The organism is Aliisedimentitalea sp. MJ-SS2, from assembly GCF_032586155.1.
GTDB lineage: Bacteria > Pseudomonadota > Alphaproteobacteria > Rhodobacterales > Rhodobacteraceae > JAWHTC01.
Window position 1 is genome coordinate 168,191 of sequence record NZ_JAWHTC010000002.1, and the last position, 23,329, is coordinate 191,519.

General features: G+C 60.5%; 21 protein-coding genes. 14 read left to right on the plus strand and 7 right to left on the minus strand.

Features of this window, described 5'->3' with window-relative positions:
• Positions 1 to 137: 137 nt before the first annotated feature.
• Positions 138 to 722 carry a TetR/AcrR family transcriptional regulator gene (locus RXV86_RS07280; RefSeq protein WP_316298757.1) on the minus strand — a complete coding sequence of 195 codons (585 nt, stop codon included), beginning with the start codon at positions 720 to 722 and terminating at the stop codon, positions 138 to 140.
• A gap of 111 nt (positions 723 to 833) precedes the next feature.
• Here RXV86_RS07280 and RXV86_RS07285 point away from each other — a divergent pair, with 111 nt between their 5' ends.
• Entirely contained in the window at positions 834 to 1,295 is a 462-nt protein-coding gene (locus RXV86_RS07285) for an antibiotic biosynthesis monooxygenase (protein WP_316298759.1), read from the plus strand.
• Positions 1,296 to 1,378: 83 nt separating this feature from the next.
• Here RXV86_RS07285 and RXV86_RS07290 read toward each other — a convergent pair whose 3' ends face one another.
• Positions 1,379 to 2,443, minus strand: a complete 1,065-nt coding sequence (locus RXV86_RS07290; RefSeq protein ID WP_316298761.1) for a Hint domain-containing protein — start codon at positions 2,441 to 2,443, stop codon at positions 1,379 to 1,381.
• A 512-nt stretch (positions 2,444 to 2,955) separates the two neighbouring features.
• Entirely contained in the window at positions 2,956 to 4,191 is a 1,236-nt protein-coding gene (locus RXV86_RS07295) for an NnrS family protein (RefSeq protein ID WP_316298763.1), read from the minus strand.
• A 176-nt stretch (positions 4,192 to 4,367) separates the two neighbouring features.
• Here RXV86_RS07295 and RXV86_RS07300 point away from each other — a divergent pair, with 176 nt between their 5' ends.
• From RXV86_RS07300 to RXV86_RS07350, 11 genes are all read left to right on the plus strand, one after another.
• Positions 4,368 to 5,999 carry a cytochrome D1 domain-containing protein gene (locus tag RXV86_RS07300; protein WP_316298764.1) on the plus strand — a complete coding sequence of 544 codons (1,632 nt, stop codon included), beginning with the start codon at positions 4,368 to 4,370 and terminating at the stop codon, positions 5,997 to 5,999.
• 98 nt (positions 6,000 to 6,097) lie between these two features.
• Positions 6,098 to 7,903 (plus strand): NapC/NirT family cytochrome c, encoded by a 1,806-nt coding sequence (locus tag RXV86_RS07305; protein ID WP_316298766.1) that lies wholly within the window; start codon positions 6,098 to 6,100, stop codon positions 7,901 to 7,903.
• Between the two features lie 85 nt (positions 7,904 to 7,988).
• Complete coding sequence (locus RXV86_RS07310; RefSeq protein ID WP_316298768.1) at positions 7,989 to 8,405, plus strand: plastocyanin/azurin family copper-binding protein; 417 nt, start codon at positions 7,989 to 7,991, stop codon at positions 8,403 to 8,405.
• Positions 8,406 to 8,610: 205 nt separating this feature from the next.
• Positions 8,611 to 9,396: a uroporphyrinogen-III C-methyltransferase gene (cobA, locus tag RXV86_RS07315; protein ID WP_316298770.1), complete on the plus strand. Its 786-nt coding sequence runs from the start codon at positions 8,611 to 8,613 to the stop codon at positions 9,394 to 9,396.
• Complete coding sequence (locus RXV86_RS07320; RefSeq protein WP_316298772.1) at positions 9,389 to 9,793, plus strand: cytochrome c; 405 nt, start codon at positions 9,389 to 9,391, stop codon at positions 9,791 to 9,793. The genes cobA and RXV86_RS07320 overlap by 8 nt, the downstream gene beginning before the upstream one ends.
• A complete protein-coding gene (locus tag RXV86_RS07325) occupies positions 9,790 to 10,944 on the plus strand; it encodes a cytochrome D1 domain-containing protein (protein WP_316298774.1) in 1,155 nt (384 codons plus the stop codon). The genes RXV86_RS07320 and RXV86_RS07325 overlap by 4 nt, the downstream gene beginning before the upstream one ends.
• Positions 10,945 to 10,947: 3 nt before the next feature.
• Positions 10,948 to 11,946 carry an Lrp/AsnC family transcriptional regulator gene (locus tag RXV86_RS07330; RefSeq protein WP_316298776.1) on the plus strand — a complete coding sequence of 333 codons (999 nt, stop codon included), beginning with the start codon at positions 10,948 to 10,950 and terminating at the stop codon, positions 11,944 to 11,946.
• Positions 11,943 to 12,395 (plus strand): AsnC family transcriptional regulator, encoded by a 453-nt coding sequence (locus RXV86_RS07335; protein ID WP_316298778.1) that lies wholly within the window; start codon positions 11,943 to 11,945, stop codon positions 12,393 to 12,395. Before RXV86_RS07330 ends, RXV86_RS07335 begins: the two co-directional genes overlap by 4 nt.
• Positions 12,392 to 12,877: an Lrp/AsnC family transcriptional regulator gene (locus RXV86_RS07340; RefSeq protein ID WP_316298780.1), complete on the plus strand. Its 486-nt coding sequence runs from the start codon at positions 12,392 to 12,394 to the stop codon at positions 12,875 to 12,877. The genes RXV86_RS07335 and RXV86_RS07340 overlap by 4 nt, the downstream gene beginning before the upstream one ends.
• Positions 12,878 to 12,882: 5 nt before the next feature.
• Positions 12,883 to 14,097 (plus strand): heme d1 biosynthesis radical SAM protein NirJ, encoded by a 1,215-nt coding sequence (gene nirJ / locus RXV86_RS07345; protein ID WP_316298781.1) that lies wholly within the window; start codon positions 12,883 to 12,885, stop codon positions 14,095 to 14,097.
• A complete protein-coding gene (locus RXV86_RS07350) occupies positions 14,072 to 15,628 on the plus strand; it encodes a cytochrome D1 domain-containing protein (protein WP_316298782.1) in 1,557 nt (518 codons plus the stop codon). The genes nirJ and RXV86_RS07350 overlap by 26 nt, the downstream gene beginning before the upstream one ends.
• Before the next feature lie 296 nt (positions 15,629 to 15,924).
• On the opposite strand, the gene RXV86_RS07355 is transcribed toward RXV86_RS07350, so the two are convergent.
• Positions 15,925 to 16,776, minus strand: a complete 852-nt coding sequence (locus tag RXV86_RS07355) for a bile acid:sodium symporter (protein WP_316298784.1) — start codon at positions 16,774 to 16,776, stop codon at positions 15,925 to 15,927.
• A gap of 122 nt (positions 16,777 to 16,898) precedes the next feature.
• Between RXV86_RS07355 and RXV86_RS07360 the strand changes: the two genes are divergently transcribed.
• Positions 16,899 to 17,513, plus strand: coding sequence for an SCO family protein (locus tag RXV86_RS07360; protein ID WP_316298786.1), 615 nt, complete (start codon positions 16,899 to 16,901; stop codon positions 17,511 to 17,513).
• Positions 17,510 to 18,043, plus strand: coding sequence for a TlpA disulfide reductase family protein (locus RXV86_RS07365; protein WP_316298788.1), 534 nt, complete (start codon positions 17,510 to 17,512; stop codon positions 18,041 to 18,043). The genes RXV86_RS07360 and RXV86_RS07365 overlap by 4 nt, the downstream gene beginning before the upstream one ends.
• Before the next feature lie 234 nt (positions 18,044 to 18,277).
• On the opposite strand, the gene RXV86_RS07370 is transcribed toward RXV86_RS07365, so the two are convergent.
• The 3 genes from RXV86_RS07370 to gcvA are packed head-to-tail and all read right to left on the minus strand — an operon-like array spanning position 18,278 to position 23,285.
• Positions 18,278 to 20,695 carry an FAD-dependent oxidoreductase gene (locus RXV86_RS07370; protein WP_316298790.1) on the minus strand — a complete coding sequence of 806 codons (2,418 nt, stop codon included), beginning with the start codon at positions 20,693 to 20,695 and terminating at the stop codon, positions 18,278 to 18,280.
• Positions 20,696 to 20,721: 26 nt separating this feature from the next.
• Complete coding sequence (locus RXV86_RS07375; protein ID WP_316298791.1) at positions 20,722 to 22,323, minus strand: trimethylamine methyltransferase family protein; 1,602 nt, start codon at positions 22,321 to 22,323, stop codon at positions 20,722 to 20,724.
• 44 nt (positions 22,324 to 22,367) lie between these two features.
• Positions 22,368 to 23,285: a transcriptional regulator GcvA gene (gcvA, locus tag RXV86_RS07380; protein WP_316298793.1), complete on the minus strand. Its 918-nt coding sequence runs from the start codon at positions 23,283 to 23,285 to the stop codon at positions 22,368 to 22,370.
• Positions 23,286 to 23,329: the final 44 nt, after the last annotated feature.

Consider the following 23,329-nt stretch of genomic DNA (forward strand, 5'->3'; position numbering starts at 1 on the left):
GAAGGGCGTTGTCCTCTCCCCGGATTTGGCCGGGACGACAGGGTTCCCCTTGCGGGGTCCACCAACACCAATGAAGCCGCGCTTATAGACGAGTTCGCATAGGAGTCAAGCCGCGCCTGATGCCGCAAAACACTGGGTCAGTTCAACACCATCTTCGTGGCTGCACGACAGGCTGCGTGCACTTGATCCGAAGGAGCCTTTGCCCGAATCAAGGCCGACACCCCGACGACCGACATCGCCAACATGGCGGCCGTTTCGTCGATCTTCACTCCGTCGCGCAAATCGCCCATCGCATCTGCATTAGAAAGCGCGTTTGTGAACCCGACGTTGAGCCGTTTCAGGTAGTCATCCACGTACCGCGCGCATCCCGGATCAAGCGCAGCACGTTCCACTGCCGAGTTCGCCATCAAGCAGCCCAGCCCATTGAATGCACCCTCGCTTGCAGAGGCATAGCTGTCGAACGCAGTTCGGATCGCATCTGCACTGGCGTCCGGGTGCTCGATCGGGGCCAGCACACGTGTCAGGTTCACGTCGCTATAGCGTTCCAGCGCGGCCTCGAACAGCTCCTGTTTGGAGCCGAACTCGGCATACATGCTCTTACGGTTGACACCCAATGCCTCAACCAACTCGGCCGTGCTGGTTCCCGCATACCCCTGCCGCCGGAACAACTCGATGGCCCGGTCCAACAGGTCTTCGCGATCGTATTTCTTTGCCCCCGCCATTTCGCTCCTCACAAAGGTGTTGACAGCAAGGTAACCATTCAGTTACCCATGTCAAGGTAACCGATCAGTTACCTTTGAGCATGATCGGCAACCACGACAAGGAGAGCCAGAATGACATTCTCGAAACTCAAATCCGCAATCGCTGTAACAACCGTCACCAGCGCCCTCGCGCTTTCAAATGCAAACCAGCTTCACGCTGACACGCAGTCCATGCAAATCGACCTGACATATGTCTGGACGGCCCATCCCGGCATGGAGAAACGGCTTGTCGCCACCTATGGCGCGGTCGGCGAGGTTCTCCAGGCAAATGAACCCGGCCTGCTTACGTACGAAATCGCAGTTTCGGAAACCGGGAACCAAATCGTCATTCACGAGGTATTCAAGGACGGCGAAGCGCTTGCCTTTCACCTGTCGGAAACAGCCGCACAGTTCTTCCCACAGCTGGTCGAGTTTGCGACCCCCGGCCCCTTCATCTTTCGTGGCGACGTGCCGGAAGACCTGAAAGCTGCTGCATACCAGATGAACATGGGAGCAATCTTCACCGCCGATTGGTCCGGATTCGAGCGCAACTGACTGGCACCGTCTACGCAAAAGAAACCGGCGACAGAGTTTGTCTCTGTCGCCGGTTTTTTTGGAACCTCTACCTTAGCTGTATTTCAAGCCGCCTCGTGCATCAGGATCGCTGCTTCGGACGCGGTCAGGTTGCGCCGCGCCGCCGGACCATAGCTCTGCGGGTTGGCGCCAAACTCAGGATGATCGTGCAACAATCGCTGCCGGTCACCATTGTCCAGTGTCGAAAGCGCAGTGCTGGCTGGATGGAAACTCTCAGTTTCCACGCCGTTGGCCCAGACAACCTGGTGCGACGGCAACAGGAGATGCACATATGTCACCTCGCGCAGTTGGCTGTCGACGGAAATGGTGCGCCCGTTGACCAGATCGCGCGCCTGCACCAGCACCTCGTCGGTGTTAAACAGTGACTGCGCCACCCGACCTTTGATCAGCATCCGGTGTTCCGGGCTGACAATCAGTTCATCATCGGGTCGGTCCGTACCCAGGGCGCCTGCGCGGAACCGGATTGGTCGCAGCCGCGGCATCGCGAAAAGCCGCGCCCCGGTCATCCTCCGAGCGCCGATCCACTGGATTTCCTGTGCGCCATTGTCCTTGGTTCGCACCAGGTCCCCTTCGCGCAGTTCCTCGATGCACCGCAGCCCACCCGGCGTTTCGATCCGAGTACCGGGCGTGAAACAGATCACCCCGCCGGCATCGGGGCCCTGCGGGTCATATTGCGGGGTTTTGTATGTTTGGTGCACCACCCATAGCGCGGTGTTCTTCGGCGGGATTTCATCCACGAACATCAACAACGGCGGCTGCCCGGGTCCCACTTCGATCAGGGTCACGGTGTAGCTTTGCGATCCGTCGGTGACGACAAAACTGTCGTCGCGCTCAGTCGGGTCGATTTCGACGTCTTCCAGCCGTGCCGTATTGGTTACCGCCGCCCCGACAAGACGCCGCACCAAACGTGCCGCTCGATTGCGAATCTGCCTCTTCCCGTCCGTTCTTTCCAGCCGCAACAGTTCACTCGGACCATCCACACGCACTGCATTACCTTGCCAGAGCCACGAAGCCCCAACGTGCAACGCCATAACCGGGGCGGCGTTCAAGCCGTCCACTTCCGTTTGCGACCAGGAGATGACGAACGTGCCCCGAAAGCCCGTTCCCATTGCCTGTATGCCTGCCTTGTTCTTTTTTTATTGTCAAAAGGGTAACAAAGGTGATTCGCCCGGCCAAGCGGTAAATAGGCTGACTCTACGTAAGTGTTGCAAAAAACCTGACGCTGTAGCGCATCAAGCACATTCGCCAAGAGGTTGATACCCCTTCAAATTTCCCACCTAAGGGTATTTCAAAGCTAAGGACGCCCCCGTCATTTTCGCGCGCCAATCCCAATCAGCGAACGGCCCAGGGCCGGGAGTTAAAGACCAGCCGCCCGCCGCCCCCTGAAAAGAGAGCAACCCCGGCCTCGACACGCGCGCGATGCGTGCGTGCAGGCGGCTGGCCTAAGGGTCGCGTGACCCGGTTCGATCCGTTTCGCCGTGGCCTCACCCAAGAACACCGACGAAAGATCATGAGGCCGTGTTTCAAGAATACGGTTCGCCACGAACGAAAACTCGCTGCGGGCGTGGGTGGGCCATGAACGCAGCCTGTCACGACCGGCGCGGGCAGTTCTTAACCAACGTCAAGCCTTCGACGATTTCCCGGCGGGTCTCTCATCCGGCACAGGCGGCACCGGCGCACGTGGCGGCCGCGGTTGCGTCAGGGCACCGGCCAGCGAAAAAAGGAAAAGCGCAAAGGCCAGAACCCAAAGCCCGCCCGTTAAAAACAGCAGCGTATAATAATAGTCGCCGTCCATTCCTCCGCCGCCGCCTAGCCAACGCGCGATGGCTGCGACGGCCATCATGACATATCCCCACGCGATCGGACCAGGCGCATGCAGCGGCCGCCCGGTATGTCCCAGCGTGGCGCGGCTCATCACCGCCAGTGTCATGACACCTACTGCGCCAACCCCCAGGAAATGCATCGCGGCGATTTCATCTCCCAGCCCCCATTTTGCCAGCGCCCACAACGTCAGGCCAATCACCAACATCCCCTGCCCCAGATGCAGCGACCATAGGATCGGCTTGTCCAACGTCCAGCGCCCACGCCATCCAACGAGCCGCGCGCCCTGCACCAAAGCCAACAACGCTGCTACCGGTGCCGCCAAATTCGTCCATACCGCAGCCCAGGGTAGCGCGACAGCCAGAACCATGCTGGCCTTGTCCAGCCGCGGCGTAGTCGCTGGAAAGCGGGTTTCCGCCAAACCGGCCCGGTTCATGGCATTGCGGGTAAAGGCCGGCGTCACCCGACCACCCAGGACGGCAATCATGCCGCACAGCGCCAAAAGCCCCATCCTCAAACCGTCCCCGGCCCCGCCAGGAAGCTTGTCGTGCCAGTCCAGATGCACCAACAGGTTGGCAATAAAAAGCGCCAGCAGGAACAAGAGGAAAATCATGTTCTGCGGCTTGGGCCGCTTCAACAGCTGCATTAAAATTCGCAGCGCCAGAATTGGCACGAACGCCAAGTCGATCAGCGACACGAAGATAAGCGGCACAAACCCCGAGAACCACAGTGCCACGCGGGCGGCCAGCCACGCGCCAACCGCAAGTGCGATAAACCGTTCACGTACAGCCGGGCTGCCGGTCCAGTTCGGGACTGCGGTCAGGAAGAACCCGCCGATCGCCGCTGTGCCATACCCGAATATCATCTCGTGCCCATGCCACAAATGCGGTGCCATTGACGGCCCGGACAGACTCAGTCCGTCGCCCGACATCTGCGCAATCAACGCGATCAACCAGATGATTCCCGAAATCATACCCCAAAGCGCGGCCGCCAGAAAAAACGCTCGAAAACCCTCGCCGAAGACTCTTTTCAACATGTTTGCGCAGTCCTTGTTCGCCTTTTTTTCAGGCTAGGCGCGACAACCGATGCCAATCTTGATGAAAGTCAAGAAAGCGTTGCATGTCCCGACGTATCGTCCCCCTGCCTCACCAGCAAATTCGGAGAGTGATCATGTCACTTGGAAATACAACTACAAAGACACGCTCGCTGAGCATGGCGCTCGCCTTTCTGCTCGGCACAGCTGCGGGCCCTGTGTTTGCAGAAGGCCCTAGTCTGAGCGAAGAAGCCTTCGAGGCTTCCAAGCAACTTTACTTTGAGCGCTGCGCCGGGTGTCACGGCGTTCTGCGTAAGGGCGCAACGGGCAAAAGCCTTGAGCCGATCGTGAAGAAAAAGAACGCGGACGGCACAGTCACCGAAAGCGGTACTTTGAAACTCGGTCAGGAGCGTCTTGAAAAGATTATCTCCTGGGGGACCGAAGGCGGCATGAACAACTTCTCGGACATCATGACCGAGCAGGAAATCAAGGACATGGCGACCTACATCATGATGGAGCCGCCGAAGCCCCCGGAAATGTCGCTCGCCCAGATGAAAGAGACCCGCAAGGTCTATGTCGAAGAAGCCGACTACCCGACCGAGCCGCTGCACGGCCGCAACTGGGAAAACTTCTTCGTGGTCATCGAGCGTGACGTAGGCAAAGTGGCCGTGATCGACGGCGACACCAAAGAAGTTCTGGCGCACATCCCAACCGGCTATGCCGTGCACGTGCTTAAGGCCTCGGAACACCACAAGCTGAACGAGCCTGAAAACCCGGGCCGCTTCTGGTACACCATGGGCCGCGACGGCAAGATGACCAAGATCGACCTCTGGCAAACGCCGGACAAGATGCTGGTTTCGGAAGTTTCGATTGGCTATGACGCCCGCGACGTGGCCGTGTCCGGCGACGGCAAATACGTCATCGGCGGCGCCTACTGGCCTCCGCACTTCGCAATTGTTGATGCGCAGACCATGGAGCCACTGAAAGTGGTTTCGACACGTGGTGTGAACGTCGATGGTGACTATGTCGAAGAAAGCCGCGTGGCTGCCATCTACACCACCCCGAACGAGCCGACCTGGATCGTCGCGGTGAAGGAGTTGGGCCAACTGTGGCAGGTCGACTATTCCGACCTCGACAACCTGCGGATCGACAAGATCAACTCGGCCAAGTTCCTGCACGACGGGTTCTTTGATCCGACCGGTCGCTACTTCCAGATCGCTGCAAACGCATCGAACAAAATGGTTGTGGTCGACACCAAGGATCACAAGCTTGAAGCGATGATCGACACCGCTGCCCTGCCGCACCCCGGCCCGGGCGCTAACTGGATCGACCCGAACTGTGGCCCGGTGGCCGGTACCACGCACCTTGGTGTGGGCACCGTGACCGTCTGGGGTAACGACCCCGAAGGCCATCCGGATAACGCATGGAAAACCTGCTACGAGGTCGAAACCGACGGCGCAGGCCTGTTCATCCGGACGCACCCGAACTCGGACTACATCTGGGCTGACCAGACTAAACACCCCGATGTCGAAGTGCAGCAATCGGTTCAGGTCATCTCGAAAGAAACCGGTGAAATCGTGAAAACGATCCAGATCACGGAAGAAGAAGGCAACGTTGCGGTTCACTTCGAGTTCAACAAAGACGGTACCGAAGTTTGGGTCTCCAAATGGAACCGTGCGACCTCGAAAGAGCCGAATGGTGAAATGGTGATCTTCGACGCCAAGACGCTGGAAGAAATCGGTCGCGTGAAAGGGCTCTATGCCCCGACCGGCAAGTTCAACGTCTACAACCGTTCGAACCACGTTACCTAATGTAACCGGCTGAAAAACCACCGAAAGGGCGGGCCAAGCGCCCGCCCTTTTTAGATGACTGACGTCTACGACGCACAACACATCAACGGAGCCAGCAAATGACCCAGGACAGCGGTCAAGAACCGAAAAAACCGATCTGGCGGCGCTCACTATTCTGGGGCATGCCGATTGCCGGAGTTGCAGGCGTCTTCGTCGCCGGCATCATCTTCTGGGGCGGGTTCAACACCGCCATGGAAGCCACGAACACGAAAGAGTTCTGCATCTCCTGTCACGAGATGAGAGACTTTGTTTACGAGGAATACAAAGGCACGATCCACGATGTGAACCGTTCGGGCGTGGGCGCGAAATGTTCCGACTGCCACGTCCCCAAAGCCTGGACGCCAAAGATCATCCGCAAAATCAAGGCCTCCAAGGAGGTCTGGGGCAAGATCACCGGCAAGATCAGCACCGAAGAAAAATTCGAACACCACCGCCTGCAGTTGGCGATGAACGAATGGGAACGGATGAAGGCCACCGATTCGATCGAATGCCGAAATTGCCACGACTTCGAATCGATGATGCCTGAATTCCAGGCCCCGCGCGCCCGTCAACAACACCTCAATGCTATGAAAACCGGTCAGACCTGCATCGACTGTCACAAGGGCATCGCCCACAGCGATCTGCGTGACCGTGCCGACGAAGAGTATCTGGAGACACTGGAAGCGCCAAACCCGAACTTCGTTCGCGAGGTGCCACAAGCCTATCTCGACAGTCTCGCACGTGTAGAAACGCAGGAGGCTGAAGCGGCTGCCGCCGCCAAGGCCGAGCAAGACGCCCAGCGCGAAGCGGTCCAAGCCCAAATCGCGGCCGCGGTCGAAGCTGCGCGTGAAGAGGAACGCGCCCTGGCTGCTGGGAATACCACCGCAACCACCGGCAATGCCGAGGGCGGCACCGTTGCGGCAGGTATCGACTGGAGCGCCATTCCCAGCGCCGATCTGACCCTGTTCTACCCGGGGCAGGCGAGCTTCGAATGGGTCCAGAACGGCAAACAGCACGGCGGCGCACGTCCCCTGACCAAAGGCGGTGACAAATGCACCACCTGCCACGCCAAGGAACTGGACATGATCGGCAACAAGATCGTCAAGGGCGGCGGAGGCAAGAACGAAGATGTCGAGCCCACCCCGATCCCCGGCAAGCGCGGTCTGATCGGTGCCACAGTCCAGGCGGCCCATGACGCGGACAATCTCTATGTCCGTCTGCAATGGCCGGATGCCCCGCACGCGCCGGCTCCGTTTGTCGATGGCGGCAAGATGGATCCCGACAACCAGATCAAGGTTGCCATGATGATCACCGGTACCGGCATCGAAATGGGTGAACAGGTCGGCTGCTGGGCTTCGTGCCACGCCGACAACACCTTCATGCCGTTTGATCCGGGCGCGGATGCGATCGCTGCGAATGCAGACGTGGCAGGCCAGCTCGAGGCCAGCACCACGATCACCAAGTATCTCAGCGAAAGCCGCACCAAGATCGAGGTCAAAGGCCGCCGCGGCAAGGCCCAGGGAGGCTGGGACAAGCTGAAACCGGCCGAAGAGATCGAACAGTATCTCAAGGACGGCACCTATCTCGACCTGTTGCGCGTCTATGCCGACGGCAGCGCCAGCAACGGCTATCTGCTGGATCGTCGGGTCGAGAATGGTGGCGAGATCGCCGGCGAGGCCAATCTATCCGGTGGCATGTGGACCGTGGTCTTCTCGCGGCCGCTGGCAGGCGCCGAAGGCGACGTTGCTCTGGAAGCAGGCAAGACCTACACGGTCGGCTTTGCCATCCACGATGACTTCGCTGCAGCCCGCTTCCACCATGTGACGTTGGATACGACCCTTGCGCTCGACGACGAAAACGCCACAATCAACGTGACCGGGCAATAAACAAACCAATCAAGGCGGCCGGGCAGAACTCCCCGGCCGCTTTTCTTTTCGGCCCCCAAGTTTTTCCAATGAAGGAGACCCGTCCATGAAGACCCGTCTGCTTATCCCAACCCTGGCGCTTTCTCTCGCGACGGCGTCTTCTGTTCAAGCTGCTGACGACAAGACCACCGCAATCTGCGCCAAAGCCGAGGAACGTTATGTCGAGATGTATGGCCACCCCTCGTCGGAAGAAGAGGGCGTGACCGTCGTCACAATGTATAAATACAATTTCTGCCCGCGTGAAATCACCGTTCCGGTGGGCACCACCGTGCGTTGGGTCAATGTCGACAAGCGCACCAGCCACAGCGTGATCGTCAAGGGCGAACCCGAAAGCGACCGCGCCTTTCCGGAAGAGCATATCGAGTTCACATTCCTCACCGCCGACGACCCGCAGGAATATCTGTGCGGCCCGCATTGGGAAAGCCATGATATGATCGGCATGGTCACGGTGACCGACGAATAAAACTCTGAAAATAAGCCACAAATACAAAGTTCACCGAATGGTGCATCGATTGTGATGCACCATTTTTTCTTTGCTTGACTGAAGTCAAGGAAGCTTTGGCTGCAACGCGGCACGATGGACCCAAGCGAACCGGACACCTATCTGCAGAAATCAGTTTCGCACCTTCGGGTATCCGGCACAGGAAGTTGGAAGATCGAGGCTATTGATGACCGGAAAAGTGTTCCTGATCGGCGCGGGCCCAGGCGACCCCGAGTTGATGACGATGCGGGCCGTACGGATGTTGGGCGCGGCCGACGTGGTTGTCTATGACCGCCTGGTCTCGGACGATATCATGGCTATGGTGCCGGAAGGCGCGCGACTGATTGGCGTGGGCAAGGCCCCGCAGTTTCATTCCGTGCCTCAAGACCGGATCAACGAAATCCTGTTAGAAGAGGCCCTTGCAGGCTATGTGGTGGCCCGGCTCAAAGGGGGCGACCCGCTGATCTTCGGGCGCGGCTCGGAAGAGGCGGCCTATCTGGCGGCCCACGGGGTTGAAACCGAATACGCCCCCGGCATCACCGCCGCCCAGGGCGTGGCAAGCGCCACTGGCGTGCCGCTCACCCATCGCGGGCTGGCAACATCGGTGCAATATGTCACCGGCCACCGCCAGGCCGACCAACCACTCGATCTCGACTGGAAGCGCCTCGCCAATCCCGACACAACCCTCGTCGTATACATGGGCGTCGCCAACATTGGCCAGATCGCCGTCGGCCTGATGACCGAAGGCCTGCCCGAATCCACGCCCGTGATGGCCGTGGCCGAGTCCACCACGCCGCGCGAAAAACGCCTGATCTCGCGACTCGACAGCATCGCTGCGGATGTGCGCGACGCTGGGCTGCAAGCGCCGGTCCTGTTCTTTATCGGCAAGGTCGTCTCAATGTATCGGGATCAACTGAGCACCGAACACGTGCCGCAGATGGCACCCGAACTTGCGGTGGCCGCCCATGGCTAGAACCCGGCACAACACCTTGAACCAGTTGCCCCCTCCCTCGACCGTTGGGGCGTCCTCGTGGCGCCCCCTGTCATGGTGGGCCGCGGCTGCATTCCTGACCCTGATCCTCTCCTTGGCCCCCTTCCTGCCGGTTTCGGCAATGGCCGATCAACCCGATGCCAAAGCCCTGCAACGGCTGGTGCACCAGGATTGCGGCTCGTGCCACGGGTTGCGTCTCAAAGGGGGTCTTGGCCCCGACCTGCGCGTCGAATCGATCGAACATTATGACGTCGAAGGGTTGCGCATGGTTATCCTCGACGGGATCGAAGGCACGGCCATGCCACCCTGGCGCCCGCTGATGAGCGAGGAAGAGGCCACCTGGATCGCGAATTACCTCCTGAAAGGGGATTACGAATGAAAAAGCCCCTGCTTGGTCTGATGGCCGCGCTGATGATCTCGGCCGCCCCGGTCGCCAATGCCGAAACCATCGCCACCGGCGACTTGGGCCTGATCATCGAACGCGCCAAGGGCTCGGTCCTGCTGGTCGATCAGTCTGAGCGCGCCGCCCTGGCCCGGATCGAAGGTCTGGGCGATCTCAGCCATGCCTCGCTGGTCTATTCGCCCGATCAACGTTTTGCCTATGTCTTTGGCCGCGATGGCGGTCTGACCAAGGTCGACATCGTCAAACGCGAGATCGCAGGCCGCGTCGTGCAGGCGGGCAATGCCATCGGCGGCGCCATCTCGGATGATGGCGATCTGGTGGCGGTATCGAACTATGAACCCGGCGGCGTGCGTATCTTTGATGCCGACACACTGGAAATGGTCGCCGACATCCCCACCGACAGCAAGACCATCGGCCTTGTCGATGCCCCTGGTGACCGCTTCGTCTTCACCATGTGGGATACCGGCGAGACCTGGATTGCCGACATGTCCTCGGGCAAACCCGAAATCACCAAGATCACCGATATGGGCGAAAACCCCTATGACGCGCTGATCACCGGCAATGGCCGCACTTATATTACCGGCCTGTTTGGCGAGGACGGGTTGACCGCGCTTGACCTGTGGTCCGACAATCCCGAGCCGATCCGCGTTCTGCCGAACTATGGCCGCGGCCAAGAGGAAATGCCGGTCTACAAAATGCCCCACCTCGAAGGCTGGGCCTTGGCTGGCGGCGAGTTCGTTCTCCCCGCCGTTGGCCACCACGAGGTGCTGTGGATCGACGCCGACACATTGAAAGAGACCGGGCGCACCAAGACCCACGGTCAGCCGGTCTTTGCCATGGCCCGTCCCGACGGGCGGCAGGTCTGGGTCAACTTTGCCCACCCCCTGAATGACACCATCCAGGTGATCGACACCGTGACCAAAGAAATCGTACACGAGTTCAAACCCGGACCGGCGGTGCTCCACATGGAGTTCACCCCGCGCGGCCACGAGGTCTGGCTCTCGGTGCGCGACGCCGGAAAGGTCATGATCTACGACACCCAAACCTTTGAAAAACTGCGCGAGATCGACGCCGACAGCCCGTCCGGCATCTTCTTTACCTCCCGCGCCCACCGCACGGGATTGTAAGCGATGAAACTGGTGGCCGACCCGACAAACCGACATCTGCTGGACGATTGGCAGCGTGATTTTCCCGTCATCTCACGGCCCTTCAAGGTGCTGGCCGAAGATACCGGTCTGTCCGAGGACGAAGTCATTGCCCGCCTGTCCCATTTGCAAAGGAATGGTACCATCACCCGGGTTGGCGGTACATGCGCACCCAATACACTTTCGGCCTCGACGCTCGCCGCCGTCGCCGCCCCGATCGACGAAATCGACCGCTACGCCCAGATCATCAACGAAGAACTCGGGGTAAACCATAGCTATGAACGCGAAGATGACTGGAACATCTGGTTCGTCGTCACCGGCCCCGACCGCGAACATGTCAACCAGGCGCTTGCCCGGATCGAACGGCGCACCGGCAGCCGTGTTCTCGACCTCCGGCTGGTGCGGCCTTTCAATGTTGATCTCGGGTTCCGCATGACCGGCACCACTGCGCCGAAAAACACCTTTATCCCCAAACCCGCCGACATGTCTGCAATCATCGCCGGCGACCGGGAGGTGATGCACGCCCTGACCCGCGGCCTCGAAATCGTGGCCGAACCTTATGCCGCGCTGTCCGCTGCGTTGGGCCGCTCGGAAGAAGACATCCTTACTCGCATCACCGCCCTCTCGGACGCAGGCATCCTGTCGCGCCTAGGCGTGATCGTACGCCACCGTGCCCTTGGCTGGCGCTCGAACGCCATGGTGGTCTGGGACATCGATCACGACCGCATCACCGAAGCCGGACCGCAACTCGCCACCCTGCCCGGCGTGACACTCTGCTATGAACGCCAGCCGGTGAACGGCACCTGGCCCTACCGGCTCTACTCGATGATCCACGCCAAATCGCGCGAGGATGCACAGGCTGTTTTGGCGAGCGCCGCCAATCTACCGGGCCTTCGGGACGTGCCACACAAGGCACTGTTTTCCACCCGCTGCTTCCGCCAGACCGGCGCAATGATCGCCGCCAACAAGGTGGCCGCCGAATGAGCACCCTTGATGACATCGACCGCGCGTTGATCAACGCATTGCAGGACGACCTACCGCTGACCCACCGCCCTTTTGCGCCGCTGGCCGAACGCCTTGGCCTGACCGAAGAGGCCCTGTTGACCCGCGTCAAAGCCTTGCGTGAAAGTGGGGTTCTCACCCGTTTCGGCCCGTTTTTCGACGCTGCCGCCATGGGTGGGGCGTTTTGCCTCTGCGCCATGGCTGTGCCGGCAGAAGATTTCGAAAAGGTCATGACCCAGGTCAATGCACATGAAGAGGTCGCCCATAATTATGAGCGCCAGCACCGGCTGAACATGTGGTTCGTCCTGGCGACGGAAACGCCAGAGGGGATCACCCAGACCGCCGATGCCATCGAACAGGAAACGGGGCTTATCGTGCACCGCTTTCCCAAGCTGCAAGAGTTCTACATCGGGTTCCGGGTGGCCGCATGAATGGCAAGGTAACAGACCGCGAGATCATCGCCGCCCTGCAAGGCGGGCTGCCACTGGTGCCCACACCTTATGCCGCTGTGGCAGATCAACTGGGCATCCCCGAAGAGGGGCTGATGACGCGGCTTGAAGCGATGAAACAAAGCGGCGTCATCCGCCGCATCGCCGCCGCGCCCAACCATTACAAACTGGGCATGACTGCCAATGGCATGACCGTTTGGGATGTTGACGATGCGGCACTCAGCGAGCTTGGCCCCCTCGTCGGTGCACTCGACTTCGTCAGCCATTGCTATGAACGCCCCCGCGCCCTGCCCGATTGGCCCTATAACCTCTTTGCCATGGTTCATGGCAGTTCAGCTGAAGAGGTCGAGGAAAAACGCGCCCGCATCACCGTCCTTCTGGGCGACGCCTTACGCGGTGCCGATATCCTCTATTCCAGCAGGATCCTGAAAAAAACGGGGCTTAGGCTCCGCAAGAAAGGCTAAGCCCCATGTTCCGCCTCACCGAATACATGCAGCAGCTTGTCAATCCGACCCCCGTACGCCGCCGTACGGACCCGGCCAAAGTGAAACCGGTGATCATCTGGAACCTGACCCGGCGCTGCAACCTGAAATGCCGCCATTGCTACACTGTCTCAGCTGATGTCGATTTCCCCGGCGAGCTGAACCAGCAACAGGCGATGGCCACGCTCGAAGATATCGGCCAATACAAGGCACCCGCCCTGATCCTGTCGGGGGGTGAACCACTGGACAGCCCTTACCTCTTCCCCTTGGCCGAGCGCGCCCGCCAACTGGTCCGCGTGCTGGCGCTTTCGACCAATGGCACCAAGATCCACGGAGAGATGGCGGATCGGGTGGCCGATATCGGTTTTGATTATGTCGGCATCTCGATCGACGGAATCGGCGAAACCAACGACTGGTTTCGCGGCGTCGATGGGGCCTACAATAATGCTCTGCGTGGCGTGCGTGAACTCAAGAAGCGCGGCGTCAAGGTCGGCCTGCGCTTCTGCCTGACCGAAGGCACCAAGCATCACCTGCCGGACCTGCTGAAGCTTTGCGACGACGAAGGTATCGACAAGTTCTACCTCAGCCACCTCGTCTATGCCGGGCGTGGCGACAAGAACCGGGGCGAAGATGCGGAACACGCCCGCACCCGCCACGCCATGGACCTGCTGATCGACCGGGCCTGGATCGCGGCGAGCGAAAACATGCCCCTTGATATCGTCACCGGCAACAACGACGCCGACGCGGGCTATCTTCTGCAATGGGTTCGGCGCAATTTCGATGCCAACCGCGAGGCGCACCTGCGCGAACATCTCGAAGCCTGGGGCGGAAATTCCAGCGGACTGGGTGTCGCCAATATCGACTTCCTCGGCGATGTACACCCCGACACCTATTGGTCCGACTACACCGTCGGCAACGTCAAACAGGCACCGTTCTCCAAACTCTGGACCGGTGACGACCCGATGCTCGCCACACTCAGAACCCGCCCACGCCCGCTCAAGGGCCGCTGCGGAGCCTGCAATCTGCGCGATGTATGTGGTGGCAACACCCGCATCCGCGCACTGCAACTGACCGGTGATCCATGGGCCGAAGACCCGGCATGCTATCTCACCAACGCTGAGATCGGCCTTGATGAGTCCGAGCGACTCTCCGTCACACCTTTCCGGGGGAAAAGCCATGACCCGAAACACCAGTTCTTCTAAACTCGCATTCGCCCTGACGATCGCTCTTGCAGCGCCCGCGCTGGCCGATCCCGTGACGGACTATCAGGAATTCTGCGCCGAATGCCACGCCGATCACCGCCTTGGCGGTACCGGTCCGGCGCTGATCCCGCAGACCCTGAAACGGATGCGCGGACCCAAGGTGGCCGCCGTCATCCGCGACGGGCGCGTCGCCACCCAGATGCCCGGCTTTGCCGAAGACCTGGATGAAGACCGGATCGCAGCGTTGGCCGAGTACCTGAAAACTCCTCTGGAAACGATCCCGCCCTGGGGCACCGAGGAAATCATGGCCAGCCGCGAGATGGACGAGGATTACGTTGCTGCCGACGCTCCTGTTTGGGCCGCCGATCCGATGAACATCACGCTGGCAGTTGAAACCAGCGACCACCATATCAGCGTCCTGAACGGCGATACGTTCGAAGTGCTCGACCGGTTTGAAACCCCGTTCGCAGTCCATGGCGGACCGAAATTCAGCCCCGATGGCCGCTATGTCTTCGTCATGTCGCGCGATGGCTGGGTGCAGAAATACGACATCTGGTCGCTGCAACAGGTCGGGCGCATCCGCGCCGGCCTCAACAGCCGCAACATCGCAATGTCCGGTGATGGCAAGTGGGTCGCCGTGGCCAACTATCTGCCCAACACACTGACCATCCTGTCAACCGAAGACCTGTCGGTTGCAGAGGTCCACGAGGTCAAGGGCAAGGACGGAACGCCCAGCCGTGTTTCGGCGGTCTACCAGGCCCCACCGCGTGAAAGCTTCGTTCTGGCGCTGAAAGATGTGCCCGAAATCTGGGAAGTTTCCTATGCCAAATACCCAGACATGAATTACTTCGCCGGCGGCCTTGCTCATGACTGGAAGATCGAAGGCCCGGTAAAGCAGGACACGGCGTTTCCGATCCGCAAAATCACCACGCCCGACTACCTGGACGATTTCTTCTTCAGCCAGGATTACGAATACGTCATGGGCGCCTCACGCAAAGGCGAGGACGGGTTGGTGATCGACCTTGTGATTGGTCAAAAGGTTGCTGATCTTGAATTGCCCGGCATGCCACACCTTGGCTCGGGCATCACCTGGGCCTGGGGTGACACCACGGTCATGGCAACGCCGCACCTCAAGGAAGGTACGATCTCGGTCATCGACATGAAGACCTGGAAAACGGTGAAACGCATTCCGACCGAAGGCCCCGGCTTCTTCATGCGCAGCCACGAGAATTCGAAATATGTCTGGGCGGACGTGTTCTTTGGTCCCAACAAGGACGCGATGCACGTGATCGACAAGCAAAGCCTTGAGATCGTCAAAACCCTGCGCCCCGAACCTGGCGCCACGGTGGCCCATGTCGAATTCACCAAGGACGGCAAGCACGCGTTGGTCTCGATCTGGGAAGATGATGGCGCAGTTATCGTCTATGACGCCGAAACGCTGGAAGAGGTCCGCCGCCTGCCGATGCGCAAACCCTCGGGCAAATACAACGTCTGGAACAAGATCACATTCTCGGAAGGGACGAGCCACTAGGACAAAACAGAAGTTTTGGCAGCGGCCTCGGCTTCCAGCCAGAATCTGTCATGTGTCATAGAGTGCCTGTGCGGAATCAAAGCGAAGCCGCCGCGCAATCGCCAGACCACCCGCAGGGCTGGCGATATCGTGGGGTTGTGCAACGCAATGAGTTTCTCGGGGATAAACGGGCAATCACACATGTTGGGTCGCCATGCCACGGCCTGGCGGTTGCGCGGCTTATCATTTGATTGACCACTCGCACCCAAATCCAATGAATCCAATGCCGGTACTATAGAAGCACTGCCTACCGCCCCTTACACGGCCCGAACCACCTCACGCCGCCCGGAAAAAATCTGCGCCAGGGCCGAAACATTCATGATCATCGCATAGATCAGCGCCGGCACCGAAAGCACCGGATCCTGCAACACCGACCCGGCCACGAACAGCGCCACGGCAACGTTTTGCAACGAGGCCTCGACCATGATCGCGCGGGTCTGTTCACCCTCAAGCCGCAACGCCCGCCCGGCCACCGCCGCAAGCCCCAGGGCGCCAAGGTTCAGTAGAACGACCGCCGCACCGACTGCGCCCAGATGGGCCATCATCGCATCCCAGTTCTGAATGAAGGTCGCCAGCACCATGGCGGCGAAAATCACCTTGGACGCAGGTTCCAACCCCTTCAGCATCCATCCGGCAACCTTCGGCACCCACGTGCTCAGGACCAGACCCAGGATCACCGGCCCAACCACAACGACGCTCATCTTGGCGCTGATCGAGAAAAGGCTCGCCCCCTCAGGCAACGACGCCGCCCCGGTCAGGGTCAGCCCCAATGGAATCGTGATCCCCGCCAGCGCAGTGGTGACAAGCGTCATCGCCGTTGACAGGGCCAGATCGGCCCGCGCCAAGTGGGCAATATAGTTCGACGTCACCCCTCCAGGTGCCAACGCAATCAAAACGAGCCCGGCCCAGACCGGTCCCGGCAGGTCAAGGGCAGTCCCCAATGCTACTGCAATCAGTGGCAGGCCCAACCACTGCACCGCCAAACCGGTCAGCAAACCGCGAGGTTGGGAAAAAACTCCGGATAGGCGGCGCCCTTCCAAACGCAGCCCGACCACGAACATCAGCAGTACCAGCCCCAAGGGCAGCAGCTTGGCCAGAATTTCGGTCATCGCGGTCTCCGTTCACTAGATTGGCATTGATCTACAGCACGGCTTTGCGCCGCGGGCTGACATAAATCAAGTCACCCGCGCCGTCTCGCAGGTATGTCACAGGCAAGCAACGGAGACCCGCGATGCAAAACAGACGTGCCTTTCTGACCACATCGACCCTGGCCCTGATGGCAGGTACCCTGCCCGGATTTGCCCAGCATAGCGATCTTCAACCCGAACCCGGATCCGACGACCAACCGGTCCGGCGGCGTTACCTGATGGAAGACACCTATGGCAACGTCGTCACCGACGAAAGCCTGCAAGGCCGGTTCGTGCTGATCTACTTCGGCTACATGAGCTGCCCCGATGTCTGCCCGACGTCGCTCTCGACCATCGCCGACGTTTTGGAACAACTCGGCCAACAGGCAGATGGCCTGACCGTGTTGTTCGTTACAGTCGATCCCAAGCGCGACACTGCCAAGAACCTACGTGAATACATCCATTTCTTCGACAAACGCATCATCGGGCTGCGCGGGCCCAAAGCCTATACCGATCATATGGTAAAGACATTCAACGCCCGTTACGAGTTCCACTACCCCGACCCTGCGGACCCCGCGGAATACTCGGTCGATCACACCGCCTCGATCGCCTTTGTCGGCCCCGATGGCCACCTGATCCGCCGTTTCCCCCATGGCATGCCGGCGGACGAGATCACCGCCGATATCAGCGCCACGATCACATCCGCGAGAATCGAGTGAGGCTGACCCGTCGTCAGATACTGGCAGGGCTGGCGCTGACCGCGTCGCCGCTGCGGGCCGCAGGAAACGTTCCGCCGGCGGCGTCGCTTGTGCGCCCGGTCGATAGGCCACGCGACGTCTCCGCGCTCAAGATCAAGGATGAAGACGGCAACACGGTATCGCTCACCGACTGGAAGGGCCGCTGGCGTCTGGTGAACATGTGGTCGCCGTGGTGCTTGCCCTGCCAGCGCGAGATGCCCTCACTCATGCGCCTGTCCCGGGCGCTGGACCCCGCCAAAACGCTTGTCCTGCCGCTCGCCTTCGACTGGCGCGGCCCGGTCTGGGTGCGCAAGTTCTACCGCGACGAAGGCATCACCGGCCTACCGGTTCTGATGGGCGACGGTGAAAACGCCCATGCCGTGCTTGGCCTGTCCAATCTCCCCTCCACCGCCGTGATCACCCCACTGGGGCAACTGGTACAGACCGTCGAGGGCGAAGCCACCTGGGACGACCCCGCAACACTTGCCTGGCTGGGCGGGTTATCGGCCTAACACAAAAACAAATGCTTTTGGCAACCACGGTCCAGTTGCACATTGTGATCGGTTTTGGCCTGATCCAACCGTCGGAAAACTGATTGCAAAAACGTGTGATTTCCAGACTGTGGGGTGGCGATATCAGGCTGGCCAAGGCCCATGTTTTCGCACAAACATTGCTTGGCCAAAGACAGCTCCAGACCAGAAACCGCCGTCTGGCCCCTTTGGCAAACCTCGAAATCTACAGTTGCTTCAAGCCTTCTGCCGCGCGTTGGTCGGGTCCCAGGCGGGTTCTGCTACAAGGGTGAGCCCACGACGTTCACCGAGGATCACCACTTCGAGCCTTTCGCCGTTTTCGGCCACATCGGGGTCGACATAGGCAAAGCCCAGCGACTTGCCTGTTGCATGACCATAGCCGCCAGAGGTGCAGACGCCGACAACCTTGTCACCCTGCATCACGGCCTCGCCGCCATAGATGTCGCAATCGGCAGCGGCAACTTCGCCGTAAACCAATATGGTCGTGATGCCCTGTTGACGGGCATTTTCGGTGGCGGCGCACCCGTTGAACTCGCCTTTGTCGGGGGCATAGAAGCGGGTGCTGTTGGCCTCAATAAGGGTAATTTCGTTGGTCAGTTCGGCGCCCATGCCGCAATAGCGTTTTTCCATCCGAAGCGAGTTGATCGCGTGGCCACCGAAATCGGCGATGCCGTGGGCTTCGCCTGACGCCCAGATCGCATCATAAAGTGTAACAAGCTCGGACATCGGGGCGTGGAGTTCCCACCCCAACTCCCCAACGTAGTTCACCCGAAGGGCGCGCAGCCCGACACCGGCAATGGTGATTTCCTGCCCCGATAGCCAGCGGAAGGCCGGGGTGCTGAGATCGGCATCGGTCAGGGGCTGCAGTACATCGCGCGCCTTGGGACCGGCGACAACCAGCATGCCGTATTCGTCAGTCACGTTGGTAACGGTGACATCGTCGCCTGCCGCGCTGAAATGATCCAGCACCTGCAATTCGGCGCCCGCCCCGGTCAGCACGTAGAACCGGTCATCGGCCAACCTGGTGATGGTCCATTCTCCCTCGATCCGGCCACCCGCGGAAAGCACGTGGGTCAGGTTGATACCACCCGCTTTCTTGGGCAGTTTGTTGGCGGTCAAGCGATCCAGAAGCGCCTCGGCCCCCGGTCCGGAGACGTCGAACTTGGCAAAGCTCGACAGGTCGCAGATGCCGACCCGTTCGCGCACAGCGCGGCATTCCTCGGCCACGATGTCGAAAGTGTTGTTTCGGCGGAACTGCAGGTCCTCGACAAAGCCCTCGGGGGCAAAATACTTGGGCCGTTCCCAACCGAAAACCGAGGTATAGGCCGCGCCTTTGGCCTTGAGCTTGTCATAAAGCGGCGTCACCCGGGCCTTGCGCCCGGCAGCCGCCTCGCGTCCCGGCATCGGCGTCACGAACATCTCGTGATAGTCTTCGAAACTTTTCGCGCGGGTATAGTCCTGATCGGCGTAAGCGCCAAAGCGGCGCGGGTCGACACAGGCCATGTTGATCTCGGACTCGCCATGCACCATCCACTGTGCAAGGTATTTGCCGACGCCCGCCCCTTGGGCAATGCCGATGGACGAGCCGCAACACTGCCAGAAATTGTGCAGCCCCGGCGCCGGCCCTGCCAACGGATTGCCATCGGGCGAATGCGGGATGGCACCATTGATGATGCGCTTGATCCCGACATTGGCAAAGATCGGCATCCGTTCGAACGCCTGTTCCAGCCAGGGTGCGATCCGGTCGATGTCACCATCAAACAGCTCGTTTTCGCTCTCCCACTCGGGCCAGCCGCCGCGGTGATCCCAGGCTTCCTTGGCGCCGTAATGCTCGTAAATTCCGACAAGGCCGGATTTCTGTTCCTGACGGTAATAACCGGCGGTGGCCGGGTCGCGCATCACGGGCAATTCGCCGTCCCAGTTCTTGAACTCATCCAGCGCCTCGGTCACCAGGAAATGGTGCTCCATGTTGGTGATCGGCGTGTCGAGCCCGACCCAGAGGCCAACCTCGCGCGCGTAGCAGCCCCCGGCATTGACCACGTGTTCGCAGGTGATGTTGCCTTGCTCGGTCACAACCTCCCAATCGCCCGAGGGGCGCTGATTGATGTCGGTCACCCGGTTGCGGCGGATGATGGTCACGCCCATCTGTCGCGCGCCTGCGGCCATGGCGTTGCAGGCGCTGGACGGATCGACATGGCCGTCCATATTGGTATAGGCGCCGGCAAGGATGCCGTCAGTTTCCAGCCAGGGGTTCAGCTCCTTGATCCGGTCCGGGCCGATCACCTCCATGTGGAAGCCGACATTGGCCGCGAAACCGGCGACATAGTTGAACCAATCAACCTCTTCCTGGGTCGTGGCCAGGCGGATGCCGCCACAGCCGTGCCAACCGGCGGGCTGGCCGGTGATCTCTTCCAGGCGCGGGTAGAGCGTGTTGGAATAGTGATGGATCTTGGCCATGTTGTAATTGCCGATGAAGCTGGGGCATTGGCCCGCCGCGTGCCAGGTCGAGCCGGAGGTCAGCTCGCCCTTCTCGATCAGCACCACGTCTTTCCAACCCTCTTCGGCCAGGTGATAGGCAAGCCCCACGCCCATCATGCCACCGCCGACGATCACCACTTTTGCCTGAGTTTGCATGTGCTTGGTTCCTTTCTTCTTTGCCCTTACCAAGTGCCGTTGCCGCGGCGCATCCGGGTGGCGGGCAGGATGATGTTGTAATTGTCGCGCAAGACCCGATCGGTTTCCGGTGCGATATGAGAGGGGTAGTGATCAGCCAGGATACGGCGGACCTTGTCGCGGGCCACGTCCCTGGCGTCCGGCGCGCCGGCTTCTTCCCATTCGCTGATCGACAGCCGGCAAGCGATTTCCGGATAGACGTAGTCGGATTTCATCCGGTTGAAGGTCTGGGGATGGCCGAGGTAATGCCCTTCGCCCATGACCACGTCGCGGATCACGTCAAAGGATAGCGCGTCTTCAGTCACCTCGACCCCACGCACAGTGCGCAGGATCGCGCCCAGCAAGTCGTTGTCCATCACGTAGGCCTCGAAATTGGTGCCCATGAGCGAGCCCTGCATGCCCGCGCATTCGTGGATCATCGAGGCCCCGGCATGGGCGGCCAGCGCAACGGTATAGCCCTTTTCGCCACCCGCCTGTTTGTCGGGCAGCTTACTATCGGTCATGCCTGCGGGCACCGAGTTGGGCAGGTCATAGAACCCGGCCATCTGGGCGCAGGCCGCCGAGAGAAGTGCCTGTTCGCCCGAGCCGCCCGACATCGCCCCGGTGCGAAGGTCAGATACAAAAGGCCAGGCGGCAAAGATCGCCCGGCAATTGGGGTCTATGATGTTGCACAGGACCAGCCCGGCCAGAACCTCGGCGCAGGCCTGCGCCACGGCTCCGGCAAGGGCGGCGGGCGCGGTGGCCCCGGCTTGACCTGCGGCAACCAGGAGAATGGGCATTCCAGCCTCGACCGCGGCCTCCAGCGCGTCGCAGCTTTCCGTGGCAAAGCGCATCGGCGGGACCACGTGGCAGCAGACCGCAGTGCAGAATGGACGGGTGCGGAAATTGCCCTCGCCCCCGGCCACCGCGTCGAGCATCGGCATCACTGCACGGACGCTGTCGGCGTCCGTATAGCTGACGGCGATGGATTTCGATGTGCCCGAAAGGCAGGCATATGTAGTGTTGATATCGAGATCGAGCGTGTTTTGGGCATCGCGCGCCACAACCGAGCGGTGATACCAATGGATATTGTCGAGCTTATCGACAAGACGCGCCACGTCATAAAGGTCGGCCACCGTGCTTTCGCGGTATTTGCCGGTCTCGAAATCCATGATCGTCGGGGCAGCGCCGCCTGTGCCTGCGTGCACGCGGCGGCCTCCGACCTCGATGTCATGGGTCGGGTCAATGCCATGCAGGACAAACTTGCGCCGCGTGTTGGCGATGACATCCTCGACCAAAGCGCGAGGGAAGCGCAAACGTCCGTCCGGGTCCACGTGACAGCCTGCGGCGACGGCGCGGGCTTCGAGGCTGGGCGTGACCTGGGAAAGGCCAAGATCGGCCAGCAGTTGCAGCACCAGCTCATGGATGCGGATCATTTCGGCATCGCTCATCGGGCGGTAATGGCCGCCAACCATTCCAGGCAGGACCGGAGGTGGCGGAGCGGCAACGGATTTACCCCGGCTGCGGCGGGACGAACGGCGTGCTTCCTGGGACGTCATCGGCGTGACTTTCGTAGCGGTCTCATGCGCGACATTTGGCGAGAAAACCATTCGCTGTTCAAACGATCATTTCGAATGCATGGCATTCCCTGAGGTCATGGAAAACTTAGATTCTCGCCGATTTCATCCTTGATCCACTGCATGAACCCGGCAACTGATGGGTCAGTCATGCGATTCGAAGATGCGCCTATGTAATAGGAATTACGGGTTTCCAGAGGCTCTCCAACCGGGCAGACCAAGCGACCCTTTTCAACCATCGGATCGGTGACATAGGACCAACCCAGTGCCACCCCGCGCCCGGCCTCCGCAGCCTGCAGAACCATCGGGTAGGAATTGAGCCTGATGCCACGACGCACCGGCGGCACCGTGACACCCTGATGTCTGAGCCATGCGCGCCAGTCGACCGCCCCCCAGATATTGCCGCCGCCATCAAGATGCACCAGCGTCTGATCCAGAAGGTCCGAGGCCCGCACCAGCTCGGGGTGGTCGGTCATGAAACCGGGGCTGCAGACCGGATAGACCCGCTCGCCAAAGAGATGCTGGACCTCGACCCCTTGCCAATTGTTCTCACCATAAAGCACGGCAACATCAACATCGTCCTTGCGCGGGTCGACCATCTGGTCGGTGGCCAGCACCCGCAAGTCGATATCCGGGAAGCGTGCGCCGAACCGTTCCAGCCGCGGCATCAGCCAGTAGTAAGAAAACGCTACCGAAGCAGCGACGGTGATCTGCGGTGTGTCGCCTTCGTTGCGCAGGCGGGCGACGCAGGCGTTGATTTCATCAAGGCCCGCGCTGACCGAGGCAAAAAGCTGCCGCCCGGCGATGGTGAGTTCGATGGCGCGGTGCTTACGACGAAACAGTGGGCGGCCCAGCGCCTCTTCCAATGACTTGATTTGACGGCTGACCGCGCTTTGGGTCAGGCACAGCTCCTCGGCGGCACGGGTAAAGCTCTGATGCCGGGCGACCACCTCGAAAGAATGCAACAGTGTCAGGGATGGCAGAGTGTTTCTCATGGGATGGGCATTCCGACCGCGCCTCGTGGTTTGACCCAATCAGG